This is a genomic window from Sulfurospirillum oryzae (assembly GCF_025770725.1).
Taxonomy (GTDB): domain Bacteria; phylum Campylobacterota; class Campylobacteria; order Campylobacterales; family Sulfurospirillaceae; genus Sulfurospirillum; species Sulfurospirillum oryzae.
The window spans coordinates 197718-222401 of sequence record NZ_JANZKZ010000002.1 but is presented as its reverse complement, the minus strand read 5'-3'; the positions used below and the strand labels follow the sequence as shown (position 1 = coordinate 222401).

23 protein-coding genes, 1 pseudogene and 1 riboswitch are annotated in these 24684 nt (G+C 39.7%); of the genes and pseudogenes, 14 read left to right on the top strand and 10 right to left on the bottom strand.

The window, feature by feature from the left end:
• Position 1: 1 nt before the first annotated feature.
• Genes N0B29_RS05625 through N0B29_RS05605 form a run of 5 tightly spaced genes read left to right on the top strand, consistent with a single transcriptional unit; the run spans position 2 to position 4585 of the window.
• Entirely contained in the window at positions 2-538 is a 537-nt protein-coding gene (locus tag N0B29_RS05625; RefSeq protein WP_263832725.1) for a 2-oxoacid:acceptor oxidoreductase family protein, read from the top strand.
• Positions 535-1833 carry a phenylacetate--CoA ligase family protein gene (locus tag N0B29_RS05620; RefSeq protein WP_263832724.1) on the top strand — a complete coding sequence of 433 codons (1299 nt, stop codon included), beginning with the start codon at positions 535-537 and terminating at the stop codon, positions 1831-1833. The genes N0B29_RS05625 and N0B29_RS05620 overlap by 4 nt, the downstream gene beginning before the upstream one ends.
• The gene (locus tag N0B29_RS05615; RefSeq protein ID WP_041957393.1) at positions 1833-2267 is read left to right on the top strand and encodes an ACT domain-containing protein; all 435 of its coding nucleotides are present in this window, start codon (positions 1833-1835) and stop codon (positions 2265-2267) included. Before N0B29_RS05620 ends, N0B29_RS05615 begins: the two co-directional genes overlap by 1 nt.
• A 15-nt stretch (positions 2268-2282) precedes the next feature.
• A complete protein-coding gene (locus N0B29_RS05610; RefSeq protein ID WP_263832723.1) occupies positions 2283-3581 on the top strand; it encodes a phenylacetate--CoA ligase family protein in 1299 nt (432 codons plus the stop codon).
• 56 nt (positions 3582-3637) lie between these two features.
• Entirely contained in the window at positions 3638-4585 is a 948-nt protein-coding gene (locus tag N0B29_RS05605) for a YbgA family protein (protein WP_263832722.1), read from the top strand.
• Here N0B29_RS05605 and N0B29_RS05600 read toward each other — a convergent pair whose 3' ends face one another.
• Positions 4586-6712, bottom strand: a complete 2127-nt coding sequence (locus N0B29_RS05600) for a methyl-accepting chemotaxis protein (RefSeq protein ID WP_263832721.1) — start codon at positions 6710-6712, stop codon at positions 4586-4588. It abuts the gene before it with no gap.
• 120 nt (positions 6713-6832) lie between these two features.
• On the opposite strand from N0B29_RS05600, the gene N0B29_RS05595 reads away from it, so the two are divergent.
• The 8 genes from N0B29_RS05595 to N0B29_RS05560 all read left to right on the top strand — a co-directional run bounded on the left by N0B29_RS05595 (position 6833) and on the right by N0B29_RS05560 (position 14963).
• Positions 6833-8182, top strand: coding sequence for a cryptochrome/photolyase family protein (locus tag N0B29_RS05595; protein ID WP_263832720.1), 1350 nt, complete (start codon positions 6833-6835; stop codon positions 8180-8182).
• Positions 8183-8264: 82 nt separating this feature from the next.
• The gene (locus N0B29_RS05590) at positions 8265-8894 is read left to right on the top strand and encodes an NAD(P)H-dependent oxidoreductase (protein WP_263832719.1); all 630 of its coding nucleotides are present in this window, start codon (positions 8265-8267) and stop codon (positions 8892-8894) included.
• A gap of 97 nt (positions 8895-8991) precedes the next feature.
• On the top strand, positions 8992-10224 hold the full coding sequence (locus N0B29_RS05585) for a putative DNA modification/repair radical SAM protein (protein ID WP_263832718.1): 1233 nt from the start codon (positions 8992-8994) through the stop codon (positions 10222-10224).
• A complete protein-coding gene (locus N0B29_RS05580) occupies positions 10224-10955 on the top strand; it encodes a TIGR03915 family putative DNA repair protein (RefSeq protein WP_263833329.1) in 732 nt (243 codons plus the stop codon). Before N0B29_RS05585 ends, N0B29_RS05580 begins: the two co-directional genes overlap by 1 nt.
• 125 nt (positions 10956-11080) lie before the next feature.
• A complete protein-coding gene (gene motA, locus N0B29_RS05575; protein WP_263832717.1) occupies positions 11081-11854 on the top strand; it encodes a flagellar motor stator protein MotA in 774 nt (257 codons plus the stop codon).
• A gap of 11 nt (positions 11855-11865) precedes the next feature.
• On the top strand, positions 11866-12660 hold the full coding sequence (gene motB, locus N0B29_RS05570; protein ID WP_263832716.1) for a flagellar motor protein MotB: 795 nt from the start codon (positions 11866-11868) through the stop codon (positions 12658-12660).
• Between the two features lie 145 nt (positions 12661-12805).
• Positions 12806-14638: an ABC-F family ATP-binding cassette domain-containing protein gene (locus N0B29_RS05565; RefSeq protein ID WP_263832715.1), complete on the top strand. Its 1833-nt coding sequence runs from the start codon at positions 12806-12808 to the stop codon at positions 14636-14638.
• Between the two features lie 31 nt (positions 14639-14669).
• The gene (locus N0B29_RS05560; protein ID WP_263832714.1) at positions 14670-14963 is read left to right on the top strand and encodes a hypothetical protein; all 294 of its coding nucleotides are present in this window, start codon (positions 14670-14672) and stop codon (positions 14961-14963) included.
• A 3-nt stretch (positions 14964-14966) separates the two neighbouring features.
• Here the strand turns inward: N0B29_RS05560 and N0B29_RS05555 are convergent, their stop codons facing one another.
• The 8 genes and pseudogenes from N0B29_RS05555 to N0B29_RS05520 all read right to left on the bottom strand — a co-directional run bounded on the left by N0B29_RS05555 (position 14967) and on the right by N0B29_RS05520 (position 21334).
• The gene (locus N0B29_RS05555) at positions 14967-15707 is read right to left on the bottom strand and encodes an MBL fold metallo-hydrolase (protein WP_263832713.1); all 741 of its coding nucleotides are present in this window, start codon (positions 15705-15707) and stop codon (positions 14967-14969) included.
• Positions 15708-15745: 38 nt separating this feature from the next.
• Complete coding sequence (locus N0B29_RS13060) at positions 15746-16087, bottom strand: CZB domain-containing protein (protein WP_263833328.1); 342 nt, start codon at positions 16085-16087, stop codon at positions 15746-15748.
• Positions 16088-16153: 66 nt separating this feature from the next.
• A pseudogene (locus N0B29_RS13055) lies at positions 16154-16420 on the bottom strand (methyl-accepting chemotaxis protein); the annotation flags it as partial.
• Between the two features lie 705 nt (positions 16421-17125).
• On the bottom strand, positions 17126-17641 hold the full coding sequence (locus N0B29_RS05540) for a ferritin-like domain-containing protein (RefSeq protein WP_263832712.1): 516 nt from the start codon (positions 17639-17641) through the stop codon (positions 17126-17128).
• Between the two features lie 74 nt (positions 17642-17715).
• Positions 17716-18519, bottom strand: coding sequence for a hydroxyethylthiazole kinase (thiM, locus tag N0B29_RS05535; protein WP_263832711.1), 804 nt, complete (start codon positions 18517-18519; stop codon positions 17716-17718).
• On the bottom strand, positions 18498-19709 hold the full coding sequence (gene cytX, locus N0B29_RS05530; RefSeq protein WP_263832710.1) for a putative hydroxymethylpyrimidine transporter CytX: 1212 nt from the start codon (positions 19707-19709) through the stop codon (positions 18498-18500). Before cytX ends, thiM begins: the two co-directional genes overlap by 22 nt.
• Positions 19706-20509, bottom strand: coding sequence for a bifunctional hydroxymethylpyrimidine kinase/phosphomethylpyrimidine kinase (thiD, locus tag N0B29_RS05525; protein ID WP_263832709.1), 804 nt, complete (start codon positions 20507-20509; stop codon positions 19706-19708). Before thiD ends, cytX begins: the two co-directional genes overlap by 4 nt.
• Before the next feature lie 83 nt (positions 20510-20592).
• Positions 20593-20702, bottom strand: a riboswitch (TPP riboswitch).
• A 35-nt stretch (positions 20703-20737) separates the two neighbouring features.
• Positions 20738-21334, bottom strand: a complete 597-nt coding sequence (locus N0B29_RS05520) for a GGDEF domain-containing protein (protein WP_263832708.1) — start codon at positions 21332-21334, stop codon at positions 20738-20740.
• A 98-nt stretch (positions 21335-21432) separates the two neighbouring features.
• Between N0B29_RS05520 and N0B29_RS05515 the strand changes: the two genes are divergently transcribed.
• Positions 21433-21684, top strand: a complete 252-nt coding sequence (locus tag N0B29_RS05515; RefSeq protein ID WP_263832707.1) for a helix-turn-helix domain-containing protein — start codon at positions 21433-21435, stop codon at positions 21682-21684.
• A gap of 27 nt (positions 21685-21711) precedes the next feature.
• Here the strand turns inward: N0B29_RS05515 and N0B29_RS05510 are convergent, their stop codons facing one another.
• On the bottom strand, positions 21712-24669 hold the full coding sequence (locus N0B29_RS05510; RefSeq protein WP_263832706.1) for a bifunctional diguanylate cyclase/phosphodiesterase: 2958 nt from the start codon (positions 24667-24669) through the stop codon (positions 21712-21714).
• Positions 24670-24684 lie beyond the last annotated feature (15 nt).

The window sequence follows — 24684 nt, the reverse complement described above, 5'->3', positions numbered from 1 at the left end:
CATGAAGTATCAAATTGTTATCGCAGGAATTGGCGGACAAGGCGCTGTCTTTTTGGTCAAAGTTTTAAGCATTGCTTCTGCGATTAAAAACCAAAAATGTCTTGGAACTGAAAATCATGGTATGAGCCAACGCGGAGGCTCTGTGTCGTGCTACGTTAAAATCGGTGATTTTTACGCCCCAGCGATTGATGAAGGGCAAGCCGATCTTTTAATTGCACTAGAAGGCAATGAAGCACTTCGCAACATTCAGTATCTGAGCAAAGAAAAAGGTGTCATCGTGATGAATGCACCTAAAAATTTCCCGAAAGTTGACTTTGAAACTCACAGCATTGACGCGTTTAAAAAAGCAAAAGCCAATGAGTTTCCCATCGATGCACTTAACGTCTATATGCTTGGCGTTACGCTTGCCCTCGATCCACATTTTCCGTTTACATGTAAAGAGATCGAAGAAGCCATTAGACTTATGAATGCCAAAGTAGCCGATAAAAACATTGTCGTTCTCCATCAAGGAATCGATGATGCAAAGGATAACAAATGATCTGGTCAAAAGAAGAGACGCTCCCACGCCATAAACTCACCGAACTTCAAACAAAGAGGCTGCAAGACACGGTTGCTCGTGTCTATGCGCATGTACCTTTTTACCAAAAGAAGTTTGAAGAGCTTGGCATCACGCCTAACGATATTCATTCTATTGATGACATTGTAAAACTTCCATTTACAAAGAAACAAGACCTTCGAGACAACTACCCTTTTGGGCTTTTTGCCGTTAAAAAAGATGCAGTTGTGCGCATTCATAGCAGTAGTGGAACGACGGGAAAACCAACTGTTGTTGGCTACACCAAAGCCGATTTGGACACATGGAATGAAGTGATGGCACGTGTTTTCACTATGGCAGGTGTCACAAGCGAAGATACGGCACATAACGCTTATGGTTATGGACTTTTCACGGGTGGTCTTGGACTTCACTACGGCGCTGAAACCGTCGGTGCAACCGTTGTTCCAAGCAGTGGTGGTTTTACGTCACGCCAACTCATGTTGATGAAAGACTTTGAAGCAACCGTTTTAACTTCTACACCCTCTTTCGCTCTACACATGGCAGAAGCGGCAGTCTCTGAGGGTTACGACATCCAAAACGACTTCAAACTCAAATGCGGCATCTTTGGTGCAGAACCTACAAGTCTGGGACTCAAAGAAGAAGTAGCCCGTGTTTGGGGCATTCACTATTGCGAGATTTACGGACTCTCTGAGATCATCGGACCGGGTGTTTCTTCTAACTGTTTTGAGAGCAAAGATCTACACGTTTTTGAAGATCATTTCTACCCAGAGATCATCGACCCTAAAACGGGAGAAGTGTTGCCGTATGGCGAAAAAGGCGAGTTGGTCATCACCAGTCTTACCAAGCAAGCATTCCCCATCATTCGCTACCGAACGGGTGACATCACCTCTCTTGACCAGACTCCATGTAAGTGTGGCAGAACGCACGTGCGTATGAAAAGTGTTATGGGACGCGTCGATGACATGCTCATCGTTAATGGTGTCAATGTCTTCCCATCGCAAGTTGAGCATGTACTCTCCAACATCGAAGGCATTACGCTTAACTACCAAATCATCGCCGATAAAAAAGGCTACCTCGATAAACTTGAAATTATGGTGGAAGTGACCGAAGATATGCCTCTTGATAGCATCGGAGCACTCGAAGCTTTGAAGAAAAAAATCCAACATGAACTGTTGAACAATCTCTACATTAACGCAGATATAAAACTTGTTGAGCCAAGAACCATAGAGCGCAGTATCGGCAAAGCCGTTCGCGTCATCGATAAAAGGAGTCTATAATGAAATGCAACATTAAACAACTAACGATTTTTTTAGAAAATAAGGCAGGTGAGCTTTCTGTTCTTACCCATATTCTCTCCAAAAATGGCATCTCTATCAAGTCCATTTTACTCGCAGACTCGACCGACTTTGGTTTGGTTCGCACCATCGTGGACAATCCTGAAAAAGCCAAAACCGTGCTCGAAGATGAAGGCTTTAGCGTACGTTTTACCGATGTCTTTGGCGTTAAGATCGAAGATGTTGTGGGAAGCTTTGACAAAGCCGTGAGTGCGCTTTCAGAGGCTGGCATTAACATTCTTTACACGTACAGCTTTTATGAGGCAAGTACGGGTATTTTCATTTTCAGCGTCGATAAAGATCGCTTTGATGATGCTATAAAAGCATTGCAAGCTAAAAATATTGAGATCGTTCAAGCCAAACATTTTTACATGTAAAGGTTGGGAAAACCAATGACATTTAGTAAAAACGAAAGTCTGTGTAAAGATGAACTTCAAGCGTGGCAGTTAAAACATCTCAAAGAGACACTGCTTAGGGTCTATCATCTCGTTCCTTTTTACAAAAAAAAATTTGACGAACACGGTGTTTTACCGCAGGATGTGAAGTCTTTAGAAGATCTTGCAAAACTCCCCTTTACGAAGAAAAAAGACCTTCGCGACAACTACCCGTTTGGTATGTTCTCAGTCGATATGGACCAAATCGTACGCATCCACAGCTCCAGTGGAACCACAGGAAAACCCACCGTTGTAGGCTACACAGAGCACGATATGGACATCTGGGCAGAAGTGATGGGTCGAGCCTTTACGATGGGCGGTGTGACATGCCAAGACATCATGCAAAACTCTCACGGATATGGACTTTTCACGGGTGGTCTAGGCTTTCATAACGCCGCAGAACGCATGAAAATCGCCGTCATCCCTAGCTCCACGGGCTTTACCTCTCGCCAACTCTTGCTTTTAAAAGACTTTGGCGCAACGGTACTCACAGCAACACCTTCGTTTGCCTTGCACATGGCAGAAGTGGCACAAGCTGAGAGTTACGACATTCACAAAGATTTCAAACTACGTGTGGGATTTTTCGGAGCAGAACCAACCAGTGAAGGGCTTAAAAACGAGATAGCCCATATTTGGGGCATTGATTACCACGAGATTTATGGACTCTCCGAGATCATAGGACCAGGTGTCGCGTGTAACTGCAAACACTCAAACCTGCTTCATATTCACGAAGACCATTTCTACCCTGAGATCATCAACCCTGAAACGGGCGAAGTCTTGCCAGAGGGCACACGCGGTGAGCTTGTCATCACAACGCTTACCAAACAAGGTTTGCCGATCATTCGCTACCGAACGGGTGACATCACCTCTTTGACACGCATTCCATGTCGCTGTGGCAGAACTATCGGCAGAATTGAGAGCATTGTAGGCAGAAGCGACGATATGCTCCTTATCAACGGTGTGAACGTCTTTCCATCGCAAATCGAGCATGTCCTCTCAAAACAAGAAGGCATCACGCTCAACTACCAAATCATCGCCGATAAAAAAGGCTACCTCGATAAACTCGAAGTTGACGTAGAGCTCGATGAGCATCTCATCAGCGACGATATGAGCTACCTTGGAAGTTTAAAGAAAAACCTTGAACACGCTCTTTTAAACAATCTCTACATCAATGTCGAAGTCAAACTCGTCGCTCCTAAATCTTTGCAAAGAAGTGAGGGGAAAGCAGTGAGAGTGGTGGACAAACGACCGAAATAATCTTTTACATGTAAAGTCTTTGGGCTTTACATGTAAAATTCCCACAAAGGACTTTCATGCTCAAAATTGCTGTTTCAGCCTGTTTATTGGGCGAGCCTATTCGTTACGATAAAACGGGTCAAAGAGATCGTTTTATTACTGACAAGCTTGGAAAGTACGCCTCATTCATACCGTTTTGTCCTGAGCATTTAGCCTTTGGAACACCTCGTGAGACTATACGCATCGTGCTAGACAATGAGCGCAAAAAAGTCATCACTGTCTTTTCCAAAAACGATGTTACCCAAGCGATGAATGATGCGATAGCGCATGAACTACACAATATCCAAAGCGAAGAGATTTGCGGTATTATCTTGAAATCAAAATCGCCCAGTTGTGGACTTGGTAGCACCAAATATTATAGTGGTGAGATGAGTGAAGGGAAAAAAGATGGGCTTTTTGCGCTTACATGTAAAGAGCATTTTGTGGATTTTCCCATCGAGGAAGAGGCGCGTTTGATCGACCCTTGGCTAAGGGAAAATTTTGTGATGCAGCTTTTTGCTTACCATGATGCAATGCGGCTTCAAAAAAAGATCAAAACCATGCAAGAGCTTGTGGCATTTCATACTGCGTATAAATTTTTACTGCAAAGCAAACACGAAACAAACTACCGTCTTTTGGGTAAAATCGTCGCAAATCACGACAAAAGGACCTTGCAAGAGATAACACAAGAGTACATCGCCCTTTTTAAAAAGACGATTGCTACTAAAGGCTCGATTAGTAAAACGGTCAATGTGCTTCAACATCTGGTGGGATTTTTCAAAAAAGAGCTAGAGGGGAACGAAAAAAGAGAGTTACATCTTCAAATCGAAGAGTTTCGCGATGAGATTATTCCGCTGATCGCGGTGATGAGTACGATCGAATTTTTAGCTAAAAAGTACAATACAACCTATCTTTTAGGGCAGAAGTTTTTAAACCCCTACCCTAAAGACCTCTCACTTCGCTCTTTTATTCAAGAAGGCAAATGATCACGTTTTAAATGTCGAAAGTGTTGCGTTGAGATTTTCAGCCATCTGGCGAAGGTCTCCACTCGCAACGGTGATCTCTTCTAATCCTTTAGCGTTTTGATCAGAAATCGTGTTAATGCTTTCGATTTTTTCGACGATCACATCAATGCTTTTTTCGGTTTTAATGTAGTCATTGACTGTTTTATCGCTCATTTTAGTTGCCATTTCCATAATACTTGTGGTCTCTTTGATCTTCTCTTCGACCATTTGTGCGGTATGGGTTAGCTCTTGCACTTGTTCAGAGTTTTGGTTCATCTGATCGCCCGAATCGATAATGGCTTGAACAATCACATTGATCGTTGCATTGATTTCAAGCAGGCTTTTTTGCGTACGCTCTGCGAGTTTTCGCACTTCATCAGCAACAACCGCAAAGCCACGACCATGTTCACCCGCACGCGCCGCCTCAATGGCTGCATTAAGCGCCAATAAATTGGTTTGATCGGCAATGTCGCTAATAACCGTAAGAACACTTTTAACTTGTTCTGCATCGGAACTCAGTTGTCGCATACGTGATGCTAACTCCATCTCTGTTTGAGCACTCTGCTCTACTTTTTCTCCAAGAATCACAATCTCTTTGCACGCATTCTTGAGGTTCTCATTTGCTTTAGTGATCTCATCTTTGGAACGTTTTGCTTCTCCAACAGAGGTTTCAATCTCATGGCGTAATGTCTGAGAAATTTTCGTAGCATCTGTAATCAAATGTGTTGAGTGCTCCACGCGTTGGCTCATCGTTTGCGAGATTGAAGAGAGCGTGTTGGAAAGTGTTGCATTTTCACTACTTGCGTTTTTTGCAGACACCATCGTATGATGCACTTTTTCAATAAAATGGTTGATCTGTGTTGCCGCTTTGCCTATCTCGTCTTGTCCTGCAACGTCAAGTTTACATGTAAGGTCTCCTTCTCCTCTGGCAAGATCAGCCGCTTTTTGGGTCAGAGAATCAAGCGGACGATTGACAACACGCCCTAAAACCATATAAATGACACCAAAGATGATAATAACCATCACAACACCCGAAAGAATGAGTTTTGTCAATAATCCCGTAATATTTCCATCGACTTTACTCTGTTGTTCTGCGATGTTTTTTTCAACATCATCGAGGTAGATACTTGAAACTAAAATCCACTCCCAATCTTTAAAATACTTAGCATACACCATCTTCGGCTCGATTTTGCCTGTCGTTGGATTTTGAAAGTTATACGAGATATAAGCACCTTCATTTTCATGCGCCATACTCTCTTCAACCAGCTTTTTACGATACATCACACCGTTAATATCTTTTTCACTAAGATCAAACACGGTGTTACGTAATGCTGAGTTTGCACCATGAAAGACGACATTGTAACCGTCTTTACTTTTTTTGATACCAAAGAAATAACCACCTGTGCCGTATTTTAAACTTGAAAGCACTTCAATGGCACGTTCTTGATGGTAGGCTTTGATGATGGACATATACTCGCCTGTTCCGATGATGATGCCAAGTGGTTTGAAAAAGAAGTTGTACGAAATCTTGCCCTCAACTTCATCGGTAAGCGGGTTTTTGCTGTAATATTTAGCGATATTGTTCCCACCAGGCATTGCTGATTCGATAATGGTTTTAACCGTATAATTACCTTTAATGTCTTTACGATCAATCAAATTTTTACCAATCAGATTTTTACTTTCATGCGCTATGTTTATGCCTTCTGGTGTATACGCAAAAAAGTAACCTGCACCTTTGTTATAACGATAGCTTTGAATAATATGAATCAAAAGATCTCTCAGCTCTTTTTCACTCATGGAACCTTTTTTCTCATTGTAGATTGCCATTAAGACATCTTCAAACATCACGGCATCTTCTTTAATCATGTCAACGATGTTATCGTCCCGTGTCTTTTCATAGGAAGCTTTAACAGCTTCTTGGGCGATTTGAAGGTAGTTTTTGACCTCTTGTTTGTTAAGATTTGTTATCAGCTCGGATTGATCTTTCATTTGCGTACTTCCAAGTCCATACATACCACGGACAACCATCGTTAAAAAGATCAGTGCCATGACACCAATTGAAACGACAAAAACCATTAAGATTCTCATCTTGAGCGAATAATTAGACATTAATTTACTCCATCCTAAACCTATATTTGGGCTCCATTCTATCGAATGAGCTTGGATAAAAATGGGATTTTATATTTAATTTATTTATAATAGTTACATCAAAACGAGGATAAAATTTGTATGAAAAAAATATTATGGTTTAGACGCGATTTACGCATTCAAGATTCGATGTTATTATCGATTGATGGAGAAGTTTTGCCTCTCTTTATTTTCGATACAAACATTCTTAATGGTCTTGAGAAAAATGATCGAAGAGTCTCGTTTATTTTTGAGCAGGTACTTAAACTCAAATCTGACCTTAAAGCAATGGGGCTTGACCTTGCTCTTTTTTATGGTACGCCACATGATGTCTTTACCTACCTCAAAACACTAGGGTTCCATGATGTCTATGCCAGTGTGGATTATGATGCTTGCGCCAAAGAGCGTGATGCTAAAATCGCAGAGCAACTAAGCTTTCATGCACTCAATGATTGTTACCTTTTTGAGCCCAATGAAGTGCTTAAAAAAGACGGCTCTCCTTACCTTGTTTTCACCCCATATTACCGTGCTTGCCAAGCACTTTACACACAATTTTACGCATTAAAATACAAAAAAGGCAATCAAAGCCTTGTAAACTTCGAGTATAACGAGCTTTGGAGTATCAAAAGCGAAACAAAAACACCTTTACATGTAAAGGTTGAAAGTCTTGGATTTGAGCCTTTACATGTAAACATTTTAGAGCCTCAAAAGGCGTTAGAAATCTTTACATGTAAACTAGATTCGTATGATGAAAAACGTGACTTTCTTAACGTGAATGCCACGTCTCATTTAAGTGTCCATCTTCGTTTTGGTACCGTTTCCATCAGAGAGGTCGTACGCTTTTTAACCGCTCAAAAAGCACAAGGTCATAACACTGAACCCTTTTTTAGGCAGCTTATATTTCGTGAATTTTATGCTTATTTGCTCTACCATTTCCCCAAACTTGCATGGGAGAATTATAAATACTCTCCACCTATTTCAAATGACACCGAAGTGTATGAACGATTTATCTCTGCTCAAACGGGTTATCCGCTTATTGATGCGGCGATCACGGAGCTTCTAACATCTGGGCTGATGCACAATCGTGCTCGCATGGTGGTGGGGTCATTTTTTACTAAGCATCTGATGTTGCCGTGGCAAAAAGGTGAGGCGTTTTTTGCGAAACATCTTTTGGATTATGATGCGTCGGCAAACATACTTTCATGGCAATGGTGCGCTGGAACAGGAATCGACCCACAACCTTATTTTCGTATCTTTAACCCTTACGCGCAATCAGTAAAGTTTGACAAAGAAGCGCACTACATCAAACACCACCTTCCATTATTACGCGATATTCCAGCCACTTATTTACACAAAGAAGCGTACTTAATGACGCATGATATTGCAGGCTATCCAAAGCCCATCATAGGGCATGAAAGCGCACGAAAACGTTTTTTAAGCGCCTTTTCTTAATTCAATACTTACCAAAAGTAATGTAAGAGAAAATAAAGTTTGTAGACGTTATGATTTTAAAAAATATAGAGGAGAACATTCGATGCAAAATGACTTTACCAAAGCGATGGACTTTCGCCATGCGTGCAAACTATTTGACGAAACAAAAAAGATCAGCGATGAGCAGATCAATTTTATCTTAGAAGCAGGTCACAAGTCGCCCTCTTCATTTGGTATGGAGCCATGGAAATTTTTGGTCATTACCAACGAAGAGCTCAAAGCAAAACTGCGCCCAGTCTGTTGGGATCAACCTCAAGTGACAACTTGCTCACACCTTGTCATCATTTTAGCGGCGATTGATGCTGTTAAAGTTGAAAGTGGTATACCAGCGCTTCGTTTTGGAAGACGCGAGATGCCACAAGAGAAAAAAGATTTTTACATTAACCTCTACGCTAACCACCTCAAAGAGACTCTAAGTTCTGATAAAAACATCTACGCTTGGACTTCAAAACAGAGTTATATCGCAGCGGGTAACATGATGACAGCAGCAGCGTACATCGGCATCGACTCTTGCCCTATTGAAGGCTTTGAAAAAGAAAAAGTCGAAGCCATTTTAGGACTTGATGCGAGCAAATACCAACTATCAATGGTGCTTCCATTTGGGTATCGCATCAACCCACAATCCACTCAATTAAGAGTTCCTTTTAACGAAGCGGTTGAGTTTATTAAGTAAGTTACTTCCAGAGCCTAGAAATTAGGCTCTTCACTCTTCTTCATTTCATTTTGAAATATTTTTGCCTTTACATGTAAAAAAGTTTTATCATGCCTGCATGAAATTAACCATCGAAGATAAACTCTCACTCTTAGCAGGCAGTGCCAAATACGATGTCTCATGCTCTTCTAGTGGCAGTGAGAACAACTATAAAACAGGTGAGCTTGGCTGCACCCACAACAGTGGCATTTGTCACAGTTTTACCAGTGACGGCAGATGCGTTTCGCTTCTAAAAGTTTTGCTTACCAATGTTTGCATTTATGACTGTGCCTACTGCATCAACCGCGTAAGCAATGACACCCCACGAACCGCATTTACGCCAAGAGAGCTCGCCGAACTTACCATCAATTTTTATAAACGAAACTACATCGAAGGGCTCTTTTTAAGCTCTGGCATCATCAAAAATGAAGACCATACGATGAGTTTACTACTTCAAACGTTGCGCATTTTACGCCATGAGTACCGATTTAATGGATACATTCATGTCAAACTCATCCCAGGAGCTTCCAAAGAACTCATCGAAGAAGCCACACTTTTAGCGCATCGTGTCAGCTCCAACATTGAACTTCCAAGCTCCAAAAGCCTTGCCCTACTTGCTCCTGATAAAACCAAAGAGAAGCTTCTCTCCCCGCTAAAACATGCACGTGACATCACGATGGAACGTTCCTCAAAGCCCATCTCTATGAGCACGCAGATGATTATAGGCGCAACCAGTGAGAGTGATTTTGAGATACTAAAACTCTCTTCATCGCTCTATCAAAAAGCATTACTGAAACGCGTCTATTACTCTGCGTACATTGCGGTCAATAACCATAAACATCTGCCTGTTCCTGAGCTCTCCAAGCCTCCCTTGCTTCGTGAACATAGGCTCTATCAAGCCGATTGGCTGTTACGTTTTTACGGCTTTTCGTATGATGAGATTTTGAGTGAAAACCAAAACCTTGACATTCAGTTTGACCCCAAAACATTTTGGGCTCTCTCAAACCTTCATCTTTTTCCCATTGATGTCAACCGTGCGCCTCAAGAGATTTTGGTGCGGATTCCTGGCATTGGGATACGTGGTGCTTTGAAAATTTTACAAGCGAGACGTTTTAAACAGCTTAGTTTTGAAGACCTCGTGAAACTCAAAATTTCCCTTAAAAAAGCACGTTATTTCATCATCGCGGGGAAAGACTTTCATAGAAGCACTAGTCTATATGAAGAGAAGATCAAGCTAGCCCTCATTCATCAAGGATCGAACATCATCCAGCCTACCTTGTTCGATACATCTATCTACACGGGTGAGCTGTGATGATCTTACTTTACGATGGTAGTTTTGAAGGATTTTTGAGTTTAGTCTATGAGGTTTATTATGAGAAGTTACAGGTAAGCACTATTGTCAAAAAAATGCCTGGATCTCTTTTATTTGAACGATTTCATGAAGTTTTTACCGATGAAGCAAAAGCGCGCAAAGTCTTAGAAGGTATCACAAAACAGTTTACAAAAGAGCAACAACGCACCATTTTTAATATCTTTTTATGCGACACGAGGGAGCATGAAATGGCACTTTTGGAGTATCTTCGCATCGGCTTTAAAAATCCCAAAGAGCTTCGCAACATTAACAATGCCCATCTTTTTTACATTCAGAACCTTGAAAAAGAGCTTTTGTGTTTGGTGCATAAGATGTATGGATTTACGCGCTTTGAGGAGTTGGACGATGGCACATTGTATGCCAAAATTGAGACGAAATTTAACATTGTCCCTTTTTTAGGCGATCATTTTGCCAAACGATTAGGAAAGATCCCTTTTATTATCCACGATGTTAAACGTTCTCTTGCTTTTGTGAAAAATGATGAATTACGAGAAATTCGCTCTATTGCTTCTTTTGATGCTCCAACGTATTCAAGCGATGAAGAGAAATTTAAAGCGTTATGGAAGAGCTTTTTTAAAGCAGCCGCTGTGGAAAGTAGGTACAATCCAAAACTTCAACAAAATTGGGTTCCTCTGCTTTACCGTACTTATATGAGTGAATTTCATGCCTAAAAAAGCAAAAAAACAACATCTTATCTAAGGAATATTGTTATATCATTGTTTTACATGTAAAGTTTTTCGTATTTTAACCGATAATGCTTGAAAGTGTTTGAATATTATTTTTTGGAGCATAACGTATGGACTTAACCGTCATTTTGGGAATGGTACTTGCCATTACCACAATTTCTACTGGCGATATTATGGAAGGTGGAAATCCTATCCATATTCTTCATATTACTTCATTTATTATCGTTATTCCAACCGCTATGGCAGCAGCTATGACAGCCACCCCACAAGAATACGTCAAAGGGGCATTTAAAGAGTTTAAAGTTATTTTTAAAAAGTCCTCTGTTGATCTTCATGCACGCATTAAGCAAATCGTTGATTTTGCTATTATTGCACGTCGTGATGGTATTTTGGCTCTTGAATCTCATGCAAACCAAATGGATGATGAGTTTTTCAAAAAAGGTCTTAGTATGGCAGTTGATGGTGTTGAAGCTCATGAAATTGAAGAGACTTTAGAGATTCTTATTGAAGAGACGGAAGAGTATTATCATGGTGCAGCGCATTACTGGGTACATGCCGGTGAAACGAGCCCCGTTATGGGACTTATTGGTGCGGTTTTAGGTCTAATTCTCGCTCTTCAAAAACTTGACAATCCACAAGAAATGGCAAATGGTATTGGTGGTGCGTTTACTGCAACCGTTTTTGGTATTGCAGGCTCATACATCTTTCTAGGTCCTTGGGGACATAAACTCAAAGGAAAATCAAAAGATATTATCAAAGAAAAACATGTCATTTTAGCGGGTATCTTAGGCATCTCGCACGGTGACAATCCTCGTACACTGGAAATGAAACTTCTTAACTATCTCTCTCCACTCGAAGAGAAAAAAAGCCAATTTGACAAATAAGGGACGATAACGTGGGTAAAAAATGTAAAAAAGTTGAATGCGAAGCGGGTGAGAAGTGGGCAGTACCCTTTGCTGACTTTTTCAGTCTTTTGCTCGCACTTTTTATTGCCCTTTTTGCTATTGCCTCAACCAATACAGAGAAGATGAAAGCACTCAAAGAAGAGTTTGTCAAAATCTACGATTACAGTGCTAAACCTGAAGAAGCAACGCCTGTTATGAGTATGAGTCTCAAATCTGGCGATGCAGCAAAAGATAAAGACAAAGGAAATGCAGGAGGAACTTCTGCACAACTTGAAGAGATTGCTCGAATGGCGCAAATGATTGAAAAAATGAACATTGGAGAAGGCTCTTTGGAGCAAAAAATTGATGGTGCCATTTTAAAACTCCCTACCAAACTTCTTTTTTCAGCAGGATCAGCAGAAATTATCAATAGTGACTCCATGCTTTTCTTAAAACGTGTTTCTGACATTATCGCAATGCTTCCAAAAAATGTTGAAGTAATCGTAAAAGGTTATACAGATACATCAGCACTTCCAAGCGGCTCTAAATTTCAAGACAACCTTGAGTTGTCAAGCGCACGTGCAAATGCTGTTATTCGTGTCCTCGTTCGCAATGGCATTGCCAAAGATCGCTTAAGTTCAGCAGGTTATGGTGACACCAAACCGCTTGCGACCAATGATACAGCCGAAGGTCGTGAAAAAAATGGTCGTGTCGAGTTCACCATGCGCATCTCAGGACCTGATAGTTCAAGCAAAAAAGAGTCTATCCTAGACACACTCAATACGCTTAATAAGAAAGCAGAATAACAACTTAATTAAAAACTACGCTATCGGCAAAGGGATAGAGTTTGCCTTATTTGTCGTAGCGTTTAATCAAGTTCTTGCAAAACTTTTTTTATAATACCACTCGCTTTTCACTAAGCAAAAATTTTTACATGTAATGAGTTTTTATATGATTCAAGTCACTAATCTTTCCAAACATTTTGGGGCACAAACCCTTTTTGAAAATATCAGCTTTACACTAGCACATGGCAATAAAATAGGTTTTGTTGGTCGTAATGGCTCTGGTAAATCTACCCTTTTTAAAATTCTTTTAGGCGAAGAAGAAGCAGATTCAGGCGATATTCTCATTCCTAAAAATTACACCATAGGCGCACTTCGCCAACATATCGAATTTACCCATAAAACAGTGCGCGAAGAGTGTGCTTCTGCCTTGCCTGGTGATGAAGCGTTTGACCTTTACAAAATCGAAAAGATGCTTTTTGGACTTGGTTTTTCTCAAGAAGATTTAGACAAAGACCCTATGAGCTTTTCTGGCGGTTATCAAATTCGCCTCAATTTAGTCAAACTTCTGGCAACAAACCCCTCTTTACTTCTCTTAGATGAACCAACCAACTATCTTGACATTGTCTCGATGCGCTGGCTGCAAAACTTCCTCAAAGAGTTTAAGGGTGAGATCATTCTCATCACCCATGATCGTGACTTTATGGACGCTATCACTACACACACGATGGGACTTCGTCGTAAAAGTTTGATGATGATTGAGGGAAACAGTCACAAGTACTACGCCAAGTTGGAAGAAGACGATGAGCGTTACCTTAAAACCAAAGCCAATTTAGACAAAAAACGTGCGGAACTTGAAGACTTTGTAACACGTCAAAAAGCCCGTGCTTCCAAAGCGGTTATGGCGCAAAGTAAAGCCAAACAGCTCGAGAAAATGGGAGAGATGGATGATCTTGAAGAGGAAAGCAATCTCTCATTTAACTTTAACTACAAAAAGACTCCCGCTAAAATTGTACTTGATGCCCAAAATATAGGCTTTGGATATGACCCAGCACGTCCTTTATTTCAAAACCTCTCTTTCAAACTTGAAAAGGGAAAATGTTTAGCGATCATCGGTAAAAATGGCAAAGGAAAATCAACGCTCCTAAACGTTTTAGCAGGCGAATTACCGCTACAACAAGGCACACTTTCCTTCCATCCTGAAACAGCATTTGCACACTTTGGGCAAACAAATATCCAAAGGCTCAATCTTAAAAACAGCATCATTGATGAAATTTATGAGGTTGATCCACTTTTAGGGATTACCAAAGTGCGCGCCATCTGTGGTGGTATGATGTTTAGCGGCAAAATGGCAGAAAAAGAGATCAGCATTCTCTCCGGAGGCGAGCGCAGTCGTGTTATGCTTGGAAAGATCATCGCGACACCTGCCAATCTTCTCTTTTTAGATGAGCCAACCAACCACCTTGATATGTACTCCATTGACTCACTGTGTGATGCTATTAAAAACTTTGAGGGATCTACCATCATTGTCACCCACTCGGAAATGATGCTTCACAAATTAGCCGATGCTCTCATCATTTTCCACCATGATAAAGCAGAGTTTTTTGATGGTAATTACGATGAGTTTTTAGAGAAAATTGGCTGGGAAGAAGAGACTGACATTGCACCCAAAAAAGTAGCCAATAATGACTATGTGGAGAGTAAGAAACTGCGCACAAAGCTTATTCAAGAGCGAAGTTCTAAACTCTCTCCTCTTAAAAAGCAGATCGAACAGTGTGAAGCAAAAATTATGAAGCTTGAAGAGGCTATGAAATCCAAAAACGAAGCCTTGGTGGCGTGTTCCTCTAGCAATGACATCGGCGAACTTGGGCGAATTTCAAAAGAGTTAAAAAGCGATGAAGCCGAGCTTGAAAAGCTTTATGAGCAATTTGAAACCTTACATGTAAACCATGATGAGCTCTTTGAGAGCTATGAAATGCAATTGAAAAACATCCAAAATTAGTGTAGAATTGCGAAAAAAGCAAAGGTAAAGTATGCGTGACTTAAAAGAGCTCCTTTTAGAGAGCGGCTGTTCTAGCGAATTCATCCTCGATGCGATGCGATTTGAGCATCTCTTTAATGGTGACATTGATGCGTTTCTCGACAAAGTTGAAGATATTTTGATGAATGAAGAAGACTACGAAGAGGGAATAGATGAAGATGATGAGTTTGATGAAGAGGAAGACGATCCGATTTATCAAAGTGACTATAACTACGATGGTAATGAAGACAACATCTACTTTGAAGAGGAAGAAGAAGAATTTGAAGACGATGAGGATGAAGAGTAATCTTCACACCTCAATCGTAAATCCTTGTTCTATATAAGGGTATTTCAGCCTTATTTTCTTTACATGTAAAGGAAGTAAGGTTTTACAACTCGCATGAATTAAATAACCGTTTTTAGGCTTAATAGCATCTATATACTCCCCTGCACTTTCCCAGTTTAAATGTTTCTTTGATTCAAAATATGGCGTATAGGCCGCATCTAAAAAAAGATGATCAATCTTTTGTGCTTTTAGATACGCAAGTGAAGATTCAGGTATGCTTGCGCAATCTGTCAAGTACGCTACCACACCTTTACATGTAAAGATAACATAGCCATGTGTCGTCTTAGAATGAAGCAGAGGAAGAGCTACAATTTTAACACCTTCAATCTCTTTGGCTTCAAAAGGTTGAAGGACTTGATAGTCAATAGAATCTTTATGAATAAAAAGATCACCAAAGCCTTGTGTGTCATTTGGAGTATAACAGATAATGGTATCAGCAGATTTACGCAGACGAATAAGCCCAAAACAGTGGTCAGCATGAAAATGCGTGAGAAAAACTGCCCTGATATGCTTTTTATTGAACCGATCACATAACAGATCATACCCTGCGTCAAAAAGAATGACGCTACCATCATCCAGCTCCAAATAAGCACTGCTGGAACGATTGCTCACTCCTTTTAGCCTTGCGCTCTCACAAATCTCACACTGACATCGATGCAGAGGAATTCCCCCTGTATCGGCTGTTCCTAAAAACTCAAATTTCACATAGTAACCTTATCTTAGATGTGAAATTATACAAAAAACTACTGACTCTTTTCTGTTAACATTTGGTTGAGCAATTCAAAGAGTTTAGAAGAGGCATTTTCCGCACTTTTAAAAGAGTTAATCACAACTGAAGCATCATTTGAACTATTTCCCTCCGCAAGATATGCGATAGCTTTGTTGATGGACTCATGAACAATTTTATGGGGATCATCAAGACCTTTATACCCTGAGGTATTTTGGAACGTTTCTTTTCCAATACCTGCGTACCATTTGCCCAAACGGCAATTATGGTGATCCACCATTTGCTGATAGTCTCTATTAAAGATAGCGCCATATCCTCTAGCTTTAAATGAAACGTGATCTAACTTCGCTAGTGCCACAAAAATCGCATAAGAAATTGTATTTGAGTCTTTTTGGATCTCAATTGCGCTTTTTTGAATATTATTTAGTTCTACTTTGAATGTCTCAATATGTTTATTTGACGCTAACGCAACGTTTTCAACTTCTTCATTTTGTCTGAACATAGAACCCGCATTTTGTTTTAAAACATTGATGTTCATTTCAACTTCGGATGTTGCTTTTTGCGTTCGCTCTGCTAATTTTCGTACTTCATCAGCAACCACTGCAAAACCACGTCCGTGTTCACCTGCACGTGCCGCTTCTATGGCTGCATTGAGCGCTAAAAGGTTGGTTTGATCGGAAATGTCTTTAATGAGATTGATAACGCTCGAAATCTCATCCACACTATGATGAAGATTTTCAGCAAGATGTCTTGACTCACTCGCTGATTCATTAATATGCGAAAGTGAAGCAATCAGCTCTGAAGATGTTTCGTCAAGGATTGTTATCGTTGAAACAGTGGTACCACCCATGCTCGCAATCTCTTTAGCAGCTGCCAAATTTTGCTCAATATCTTTTTGAATTTCGCTTATACCAACTTTACATCCATCACTCATAATACTATTTAACTCTAAAATGAGCCGATTTTCGTTTATCGTACCTTGATTTTCTGAATTTTTCTCACTCAACTTTTCAATTTCATTTTTAAGAGACAAAATCTCGTTTTTAAGATTTTCATTCTCTTTAACTAAATTTTGATTTACCTCTTCTAATGCCCTACTCTTACCTCCAAACACATGCGCCCCTTATTTATTACTTTATTTTTTTCGTCACAATTAAATCAAAACTCATAATGCTATCATTGCATTGGTCATACTTCGGTCACTTATGCGTAATGTGAAAAAATATTTCATTTTAAAATTAATTGATGTAACTTAAAGTAACCAAATGATGATGAAAAATGTTCAATTTTTATTTAATATTGGGAAATTAGATATATTTTGAGTATAAATTAGGAAAGGTAAGTATGATATCTTACTCATACTTACCCACTTTTTAACGAAAGTTTGGTACGAAATCTAGTTCATAGATTTCTTAAGATTGCTGATAAATTCAGTAATATCATCATGTAAATTTTGCAAATCTTCTTCGTGCATTACTTCATCAGCTAAAATCTGTGAAACCAAGTCATAAGTGACGATATCTTTATTGCGTGTGAGATCAACAATGCTTGAGTAGGTAGCAATCGCACACTGCTCCCCTTTAATTGAGTCATTTAAAACAGCGACTACATCAAAATCATTGGGAGCATCATAACCACAGTTGGTCTGTTTGAGCCAATCCGCGGGATGAAGCAGTGGAGCACCCCCTAACTGAATGATGCGATCGGCTAACATTGTGGCATGACGCAATTCATCAGCAGCATGTTGCACAAGCTCTGCTATGGCTGCATCTTTCATCAGCCCTTTGACCACTTTTGCTTCAATGAAATATTGATAGTACGCTAACCACTCATCGGCATAGGCACGATTAAGTGTCGTGATGATTTCTTGAACCTCGATCCCTTTGATAATTGAATTTCCAACTCTTGCCATGATTGACTCCTTTGATGGTAATGGTACAATCTTACAGCAGAAAAACTAAACTATATATTAAATAATAATTTTTATTATTTAATCAAGCTTATGTTACATTTATCCACAATAGTTTTCACATCCATTTGACTGATGGCATCAATAAGGGAGGTGTGAAATGTTCCCATGCCACTGCTCTTATCGGCTATTTCACCTGCAATTGCCATCGTTAAGATGCCAGCAATGGCACTACCTAAGGCATTTCTTGAAGCCCCTAGAAAACTGCCAATGAGTGAAGTACTCATGCATCCCGTTCCTGTTACCTTAGTTAAAGCAACATCACCATTCTCCAGTGCATAGCAAACTCTGCCATCTGATACAATGTCTGTTTTACCGGTAATGGCAATCACACAATCTAGCTTTTGCGCCAAGCTCATAGCGATTTTACCGCCATCGCTCTCTTGATCCAGCGAGTCTACTCCCGCACTTTTGGCTTCAAGCCCCGCGATGGTTTTTATCTCCGCCATATTGCCCCTAATGACACTAAAGTGTATGGCTTCCATCAACTTTGCCACACTTTGATGACGAAAAGAAGTCGCACCCACACCCACAGGATCAAGCACGACAGGAATGCCTTTAGCGTTCGCAGCACTTCCCGCTTTAAGCATCGAAGTGATGGTGCGCTCGTTCGCCGTTCCAATGTTTAAAACCAGCGCATCGCAAATACTTACCATCTCTTCAACTTCGCGCATTTCATCTGCCATAATCGGTGAAGCACCAATGGCAAGAACAACATTGGCACAGTCATTGACCGTGACATAATTGGTAATGTGATGCACCAAAGCTCGCTTACTTTGCAATGCAATAAATTGTTCTTTTAGTTGCTCTTTAATGTCCATGATGCGATCGCCTTTTTTGAAATAATAAAAATCGTGCTCGTTGCAAGCATTGTAGGCAGTGTTGATCCCAGCGTTAAATCAAGTGTCATAAACCAATAATAAAGCACAACACCCATTGCCCACACAATGAATGAGCCTACATGTAAAGATAAAGTAGGCTCGATCTGTTCTTTTTTAAAGATAAAATAGTCACTCAGCAAAATGGCAAAGAGCGGTCCAAAGACAGAACCTATGGCGTATAAAAAGGTTTCATACTGCTCTATAGGTGTAAAAAGTGCTACCAAAAGACCAATGAGTGCCATAGCAAGCGCGATCTTTCGCTCGCTCATTTGGGGGAAAATGTTCGTAAACGTTACGCCTGCTGAGTAGGCATCTAAAAAGGTCGTTGTAATGGTGGAGAGAAGTACGATGCCAAGAGCGGCAAAGCCTAAATGCAGTGCCATCATCATCGTTCCCACACTTGCATCTTGCGCATAAAGCGCGATGGCAAGACCGATGGCGTACATCAAAGAGCTTCCTACAAAATACCCCGTAAAACTGCCGATGAGTCCACCTTTTTTACTCTTCGCAAAACGTGTATAGTCTGAAATGAGTGGTAACCATGAAAGCGGCATAATGACACTCAATTCAAGCGCGGAGCCAAAACTCATTTCACCCGTGGGCTTTACATGTAAAATGCTTCCCTCCTGAAAAACAACGCCACACAAAACCAATGTGAGCGCAAAAAGAAGAACAACAGCAACGACATTGAGTTTTTGAAACCCTACTTTTCCAAGCCAAATCCAAAGTCCTATAAAAACACCAATGGCTATCGCCCAGGTATTGATGCTATCAAATCCAAACAGACTAATGCCAAGCTCATTCGCAGCACGCCCACCCGAGATGATCATCACGGCTGTCCAGCCAATGAGTTGAAGCACATTTAAAAACGAAAAAAGATACGAACCATAACGCCCAAAGGAGATGCGTGTAGACATGATGGCAGGAAGCTTACTTTTAGCTCCAATGTAGCCACCCAAAATAAGAATCAAACCACCGATAAGATGTCCTAAAAGAATCGCTTTTAAACCTTCGCTAAACCCAAGTGGCGCTATAAGTCCGCCCGTAAAAATCTCTGCCATTGACACAGCGGCACCAAACCAGAGTGCAAAAAGTCCAAATCCACTTAATGTGGTCTTTTCTTCCATCATGCCTCAACTCCTGCTTTTTTGTAAAGTGCGTAAAAATGATGCACTGGCCCCACGCCATGCCCTAGTTTAAATCCATGTGTGATCGCTTCGGTAATATACGCTTTGGCTTCCTCAACTGCTTCCTTTACATGTAAACCTTTGGCAAGGTTAGCCGCAATGGCGGAAGAGAGCGTACAACCCGTTCCATGCGTGTTAATCGTCTCTAATCGTTTAGAGTGTAAAAGATAAAACTGCTCGCCATCATAAAGCACATCGGTGGCATCATTTTCCAAATGCCCTCCTTTAACCAGCACGTACTTACAACCCAGTTTATGCAGATCAACGGCGGCTTTTTGCATCAATTCAATCGTATCGATCTTATAACCAACGATCACTTCCGCTTCAGGAAGATTGGGAGTGATAAGCGTTGCCATCGGTAAAAGAATTTCGATGAGTGCTTTTTTGGCTTCAGGTTGTAATAGGTCATACCCACTTTTGGAAATCATGACAGGATCAACTACTAAAGGTGGTAAGGGGTATTTTTTAAGCGTTTCTGCGATGATCTCAATCGTTTCAGGGCGAGAGACCATACCGATTTTAATGGCATCGACACGAATATCATCAAAAATTGCTTCGATTTGATGCTGTATCACAGAGGGGTTAATGTCTTGCACATCAAATACACCTTGCGTATTTTGCGCAGTAATTGCGGTTATAACGCTCATGCCATACGTTCCATTGGCGCTAAAAGCTTTTAAGTCAGCTTGAATGCCCGCTCCGCCACAGCTGTCCGAACCCGCTATGGTTAAACAATGTTTCATATATTTTCCTCTTAAAATGAATTAAATTACTTTTACATGTAAAGATTATGAAAGTTGTGAGAAGGTATCAAAAGAGGATGTGTGTTGGTTTGATTGAGCTTTCCTACGCTGGCATTACCCAGATCAGGTCACAAGGATCAAAGAATCACCATTCTTTATCTCAGCTGGTTTACCAGCCCTCCTAGCACGAACGATTAAGGACAATTGTACTCTGATTTAAAACGATTTTCAAGGGATGAGAAATTCGATTCTATCCTTGCCATTTTTTTTAGCATTATAGAGAGCTTTATCAGCGGAATGAATAATATGCGATGCACTAAACGTTTTTTCAAATAGACATGCACCTACGCTTAATGTGATAGGTACTCCTTGGAAATCACGTAAGGCATTTTGAACGCGTTGTGCGATAATGATGAGGTCTTCATGAGTGATCAAAGGGCACAAGAGAATAAATTCATCACCACCATAGCGAGCTATCACATCACTTTCACGTAACGCATGGTTACACTCTCGTACGACTTGTATTAAAACATTATCACCAAAGGGGTGTCCAAACGTATCATTTATCTCTTTAAAATTATCAATATCTATCATTAAAACAGCAGAAGAGTTATTGTACCTTTGAATTAACTTTAGGTGATACTCTAAAATTTCACAAAAATAGCGTCTTGTATAGGCTTGAGTTAATTCATCTTTTTGCGTAAGTAGATGCAAATCCATAACTTGGCGCTTTTGATGATAAATAATTTTCACCAATACAAAACAAATGATACATAATACAGTGCATGCTATCGTAATAATACTAATACACGAATACTCTGCCATTAACGCACCATACCTCTTTTTTAAACTTCACTATAGGGAATTTTAAAAACATTGTAACCATTATAGACTTAGACTATACTTCACTATAGGGAAAGACAATGAAAACTCATCATGAATTTTTACCAAATGAAATTAGAGAATTTCACCGCATGATAGCAAAAAATGTTCAACGTATTCGTAAAGAAAAAAAGATTACGCAGTTAGATTTAGCCCTAACAATAGGACATAAATCGGTTAGTACAATTGCTAAAATTGAAGCAGGATTGGAAAATAAGCATTACAATATAGAACATCTATACAAAATAGCCACCATTTTGGAAGTGGATATATGTGAGTTTTTCAAATTATAAATAAACTTCTTCCATACTTCAAAAAATCTAAAGCTTTTTAATCCAATGTTTGAGCTCTACTAAACTCATCGGTTTGGCATATAAATATCCTTGCCCTTGCTCACATCCATGTTCAGCAAGATAGCTCTCTTGGTCTTTCCGCTCAATACCTTCCGCTAAAGTTGTAATTTTCATATTTTGAGCCAAGTTAATAATAGAGTTTACGATGGCACACGCATCTTCAAGATTCGGGATGTCTTTGACAAATGACATATCAACTTTGAGCTTATTGATAGGAAGTTTTCTTAGATAACTTAAAGAAGAGTACCCCGTTCCAAAATCATCAATGGCAATGTTCATACCAAGATTTTGCATCTGTTTTAAAAGTGCAATCCAACGTTCAGGATCGTGCATGATAAAAGATTCTGTTATTTCAATCTCAAGCATGGAAGGGTCAACTTTCGTCTCTTCTATCGTCTCTTTAAGTGTTTTAAGAAAATCACTAAATTCAATCTGCACACCCGAGATATTGATAGAAACTGTCCCTTTAAAGAGCTCTTCTTGATGAAGCCCGACAAGATCAATACATGTTTGTTTTAATATCCATGCCCCAATCTCAACAATAAGATGCGTCTCTTCAGTAAAAGCAATAAATCGCCCTGGCGCTAAGATTCCCTCTAAAGGGTGGTTCCACCTAAGAAGCGCTTCGAGTCCAATAAGTTTATGGGTTTTAAGATCCATTTGTGGTTGATAATAAACCAAAAACTGCTTCTCTTTAATCGCTTCACGCAAGGCATTTTCCATACCAACGCGCTCGTATGATGCTACGGTCATATCAAGCGTGTAAAAGGCATACGTATTTTTACCCGCATCTTTCGCTTTGTACATTGCCGTATCTGCATTTTTAATCAGTGTCTCACCATCAATACCATGATCTGGATAGAGACTAATGCCCATGCTGGCAGAGAGAAAGAATTTTTGCTTTTTATTGATAAAAGGCTCTTCAAAAATCATTTGAATTTTGGAGAGGATAATCTCTATTTCATGCTTCTCTTGAATATTTTCAACTAACAAAATAAACTCATCACCACCAACGCGTGAAAGCGTATCACAATGACGAATTTTTCCTTGAACACGCTGTGCAAACTGTTTGAGAATCTCATCACCGTAGGAATGTCCATAACTATCATTGACTTTTTTAAAGTTATCAAGATCAATAAAACAGACCGCTATCATACCGCCTTGACGTTTACTGTTTTCAATCGCATGAGCAATTCTATCGCTTAAAAGCAGACGATTTGGAAGTCCTGTCAGTGCATCATTATGCGCTAAAAATTCCAACTCTTTCTCGGAAGCAAGCAAGCGATCTTCATTTGCTTTTTTCTCAGTATTATCGCGTGCAGAAACCACATACGCCATGGGAAGAACATCGCCTTCGTTTTCATAATAAGGAAAATATTTGGTATGCAAAAAGCGTTTTCCATAAGCCGAAAGTGCCCAAAATTCATCTTCAAAAGTCTCTCCAGACAAAGCTCGATCACTTAGGTGTTTAAGATTTTCTATAAAATATTGTGATCCATGAAGCTCTGGCATGGTATGCCCAAGTATCTCTTCAGTACGCTTATTAAAAAACTTCTGATACGCCTCGCTGATCGCAAGATAGGTGTAGTTACGATCAATTAAAGCTAAAAAGTCATCAGAACTTGAAACAATTTTTTTATACTGTTCTAAATGCTTATTAGTAAAAATTTTTGCTTTAAGCATCGTATTGGCATGCTTTGCCAACTCTTCAAACTCTTTGAATTTGAGTGAAGCAGGGTCTATAACTTCGTCTTTGTTGGCTAATGAGTCAAAAAAATTGATGAAAAGAGCAAAGTCTTTACGAATTTTATGGCTAATGTAAAAATATAAAATACCTGCAATAAAGCTAAAAACTAAAAACCATACGATGATAGAGTAGAATGCGCGTTGTATCTCTTCTGACATGGCATTACGCAGTATCTGAATCTCTTGATTGAGGTTATTGATAAAAACACCCGTACCGATGTACCATTGCCAGTCTGCAAGAGGCACAACGTAACTCAGCTTTTTTTGTGATACGAGTTGGTGGCGCTCTAGTGTTTGGTATTCAACAAACCCACCGCCCTCTTTTACTTTCGTGATAATTTCTTGAATATAATATTTTCCATTGCCATCTTGAAGATGTGAAATATTTTGATCTTTAGCAGGATACGTTAAACCAACACCATCCCATGTTCCAATAAAAATATAATCACCTTTCTCTTTATCAGTGATCAGACGCTTTTCATCATTCACAATCTCTTTTTTGATCTTCTGCTCCATATCATCAAGGTAAAACCCTGTACCAATAACCCAATTGTACGGTTTAAAAACTTTGACGTAAGAGACTTTTTTAAAATTAAATTGATCCTTAGAAGAAGGTTTACTCCAAAGATAATCATAATACCCCTCATCTGCTGTTTTGAAGATATTAAGCATTCCTTGATTAGCCAAAACCATCTGATCATTGTGTGAGTCAAACATATTTTTCCCTTCCAATTCTGGACTAAAGGGAAAAAGCATCGATATACCATCTAAACGCGTAATAAAATAGTAACCTTGATTGTTTTCATAGCGCAAGAGGCGAAGGGTTTCAATAATCTGCTTTTGAATAAAAGCATCATCATGGGTATTTTTATATTTTTCATAGATTTGCGTTGCTATCGCATGGGCTTCATAAACGCGTGATTTAACTATCTGTTGTGTATGGATATATGTCTTTTGGCGTTCTTTTGCAATATAATCTAAAAAATGCTCAATTTTTGCGACAAGCATACCTTTTTTGGTTTCAATATAATTGGCTTGAAGACGCTCAGAATCGCGTTCAAACTTAACCTTAGCATTGTAAAAATTGAGTGAAAAAAAGATGATCGCAAAAGTTAAAAAAAGAATTAAAGTGATGATGTGAAAATAGTGAAACAAACTTAATTTTTGGCGCACTCTCATCTCTTATACCCCTTA

What these genes read in the sequence shown, in the direction of transcription:
- N0B29_RS05510 (WP_263832706.1), bottom strand. Translation starts at nt 24,669, where the DNA reads ATGAGAGTGCGCCAAAAATTAAGTTTGTTTCACTATTTTCACATCATC.
- N0B29_RS05590 (WP_263832719.1), top strand. Translation starts at nt 8,265, where the DNA reads ATGCAAAATGACTTTACCAAAGCGATGGACTTTCGCCATGCGTGCAAA.
- N0B29_RS05595 (WP_263832720.1), top strand. Translation starts at nt 6,833, where the DNA reads ATGAAAAAAATATTATGGTTTAGACGCGATTTACGCATTCAAGATTCG.
- N0B29_RS05540 (WP_263832712.1), bottom strand. Translation starts at nt 17,641, where the DNA reads ATGGCAAGAGTTGGAAATTCAATTATCAAAGGGATCGAGGTTCAAGAA.
- N0B29_RS05520 (WP_263832708.1), bottom strand. Translation starts at nt 21,334, where the DNA reads ATGGCAGAGTATTCGTGTATTAGTATTATTACGATAGCATGCACTGTA.
- N0B29_RS05610 (WP_263832723.1), top strand. Translation starts at nt 2,283, where the DNA reads ATGACATTTAGTAAAAACGAAAGTCTGTGTAAAGATGAACTTCAAGCG.
- N0B29_RS05585 (WP_263832718.1), top strand. Translation starts at nt 8,992, where the DNA reads ATGAAATTAACCATCGAAGATAAACTCTCACTCTTAGCAGGCAGTGCC.
- N0B29_RS05600 (WP_263832721.1), bottom strand. Translation starts at nt 6,712, where the DNA reads ATGTCTAATTATTCGCTCAAGATGAGAATCTTAATGGTTTTTGTCGTT.
- N0B29_RS05620 (WP_263832724.1), top strand. Translation starts at nt 535, where the DNA reads ATGATCTGGTCAAAAGAAGAGACGCTCCCACGCCATAAACTCACCGAA.
- N0B29_RS05560 (WP_263832714.1), top strand. Translation starts at nt 14,670, where the DNA reads ATGCGTGACTTAAAAGAGCTCCTTTTAGAGAGCGGCTGTTCTAGCGAA.
- motA (WP_263832717.1), top strand. Translation starts at nt 11,081, where the DNA reads ATGGACTTAACCGTCATTTTGGGAATGGTACTTGCCATTACCACAATT.
- N0B29_RS05565 (WP_263832715.1), top strand. Translation starts at nt 12,806, where the DNA reads ATGATTCAAGTCACTAATCTTTCCAAACATTTTGGGGCACAAACCCTT.
- cytX (WP_263832710.1), bottom strand. Translation starts at nt 19,709, where the DNA reads ATGATGGAAGAAAAGACCACATTAAGTGGATTTGGACTTTTTGCACTC.
- thiD (WP_263832709.1), bottom strand. Translation starts at nt 20,509, where the DNA reads ATGAAACATTGTTTAACCATAGCGGGTTCGGACAGCTGTGGCGGAGCG.
- N0B29_RS05515 (WP_263832707.1), top strand. Translation starts at nt 21,433, where the DNA reads ATGAAAACTCATCATGAATTTTTACCAAATGAAATTAGAGAATTTCAC.
- N0B29_RS05625 (WP_263832725.1), top strand. Translation starts at nt 2, where the DNA reads ATGAAGTATCAAATTGTTATCGCAGGAATTGGCGGACAAGGCGCTGTC.
- N0B29_RS05615 (WP_041957393.1), top strand. Translation starts at nt 1,833, where the DNA reads ATGAAATGCAACATTAAACAACTAACGATTTTTTTAGAAAATAAGGCA.
- N0B29_RS05580 (WP_263833329.1), top strand. Translation starts at nt 10,224, where the DNA reads ATGATCTTACTTTACGATGGTAGTTTTGAAGGATTTTTGAGTTTAGTC.
- N0B29_RS05605 (WP_263832722.1), top strand. Translation starts at nt 3,638, where the DNA reads ATGCTCAAAATTGCTGTTTCAGCCTGTTTATTGGGCGAGCCTATTCGT.
- thiM (WP_263832711.1), bottom strand. Translation starts at nt 18,519, where the DNA reads ATGGACATTAAAGAGCAACTAAAAGAACAATTTATTGCATTGCAAAGT.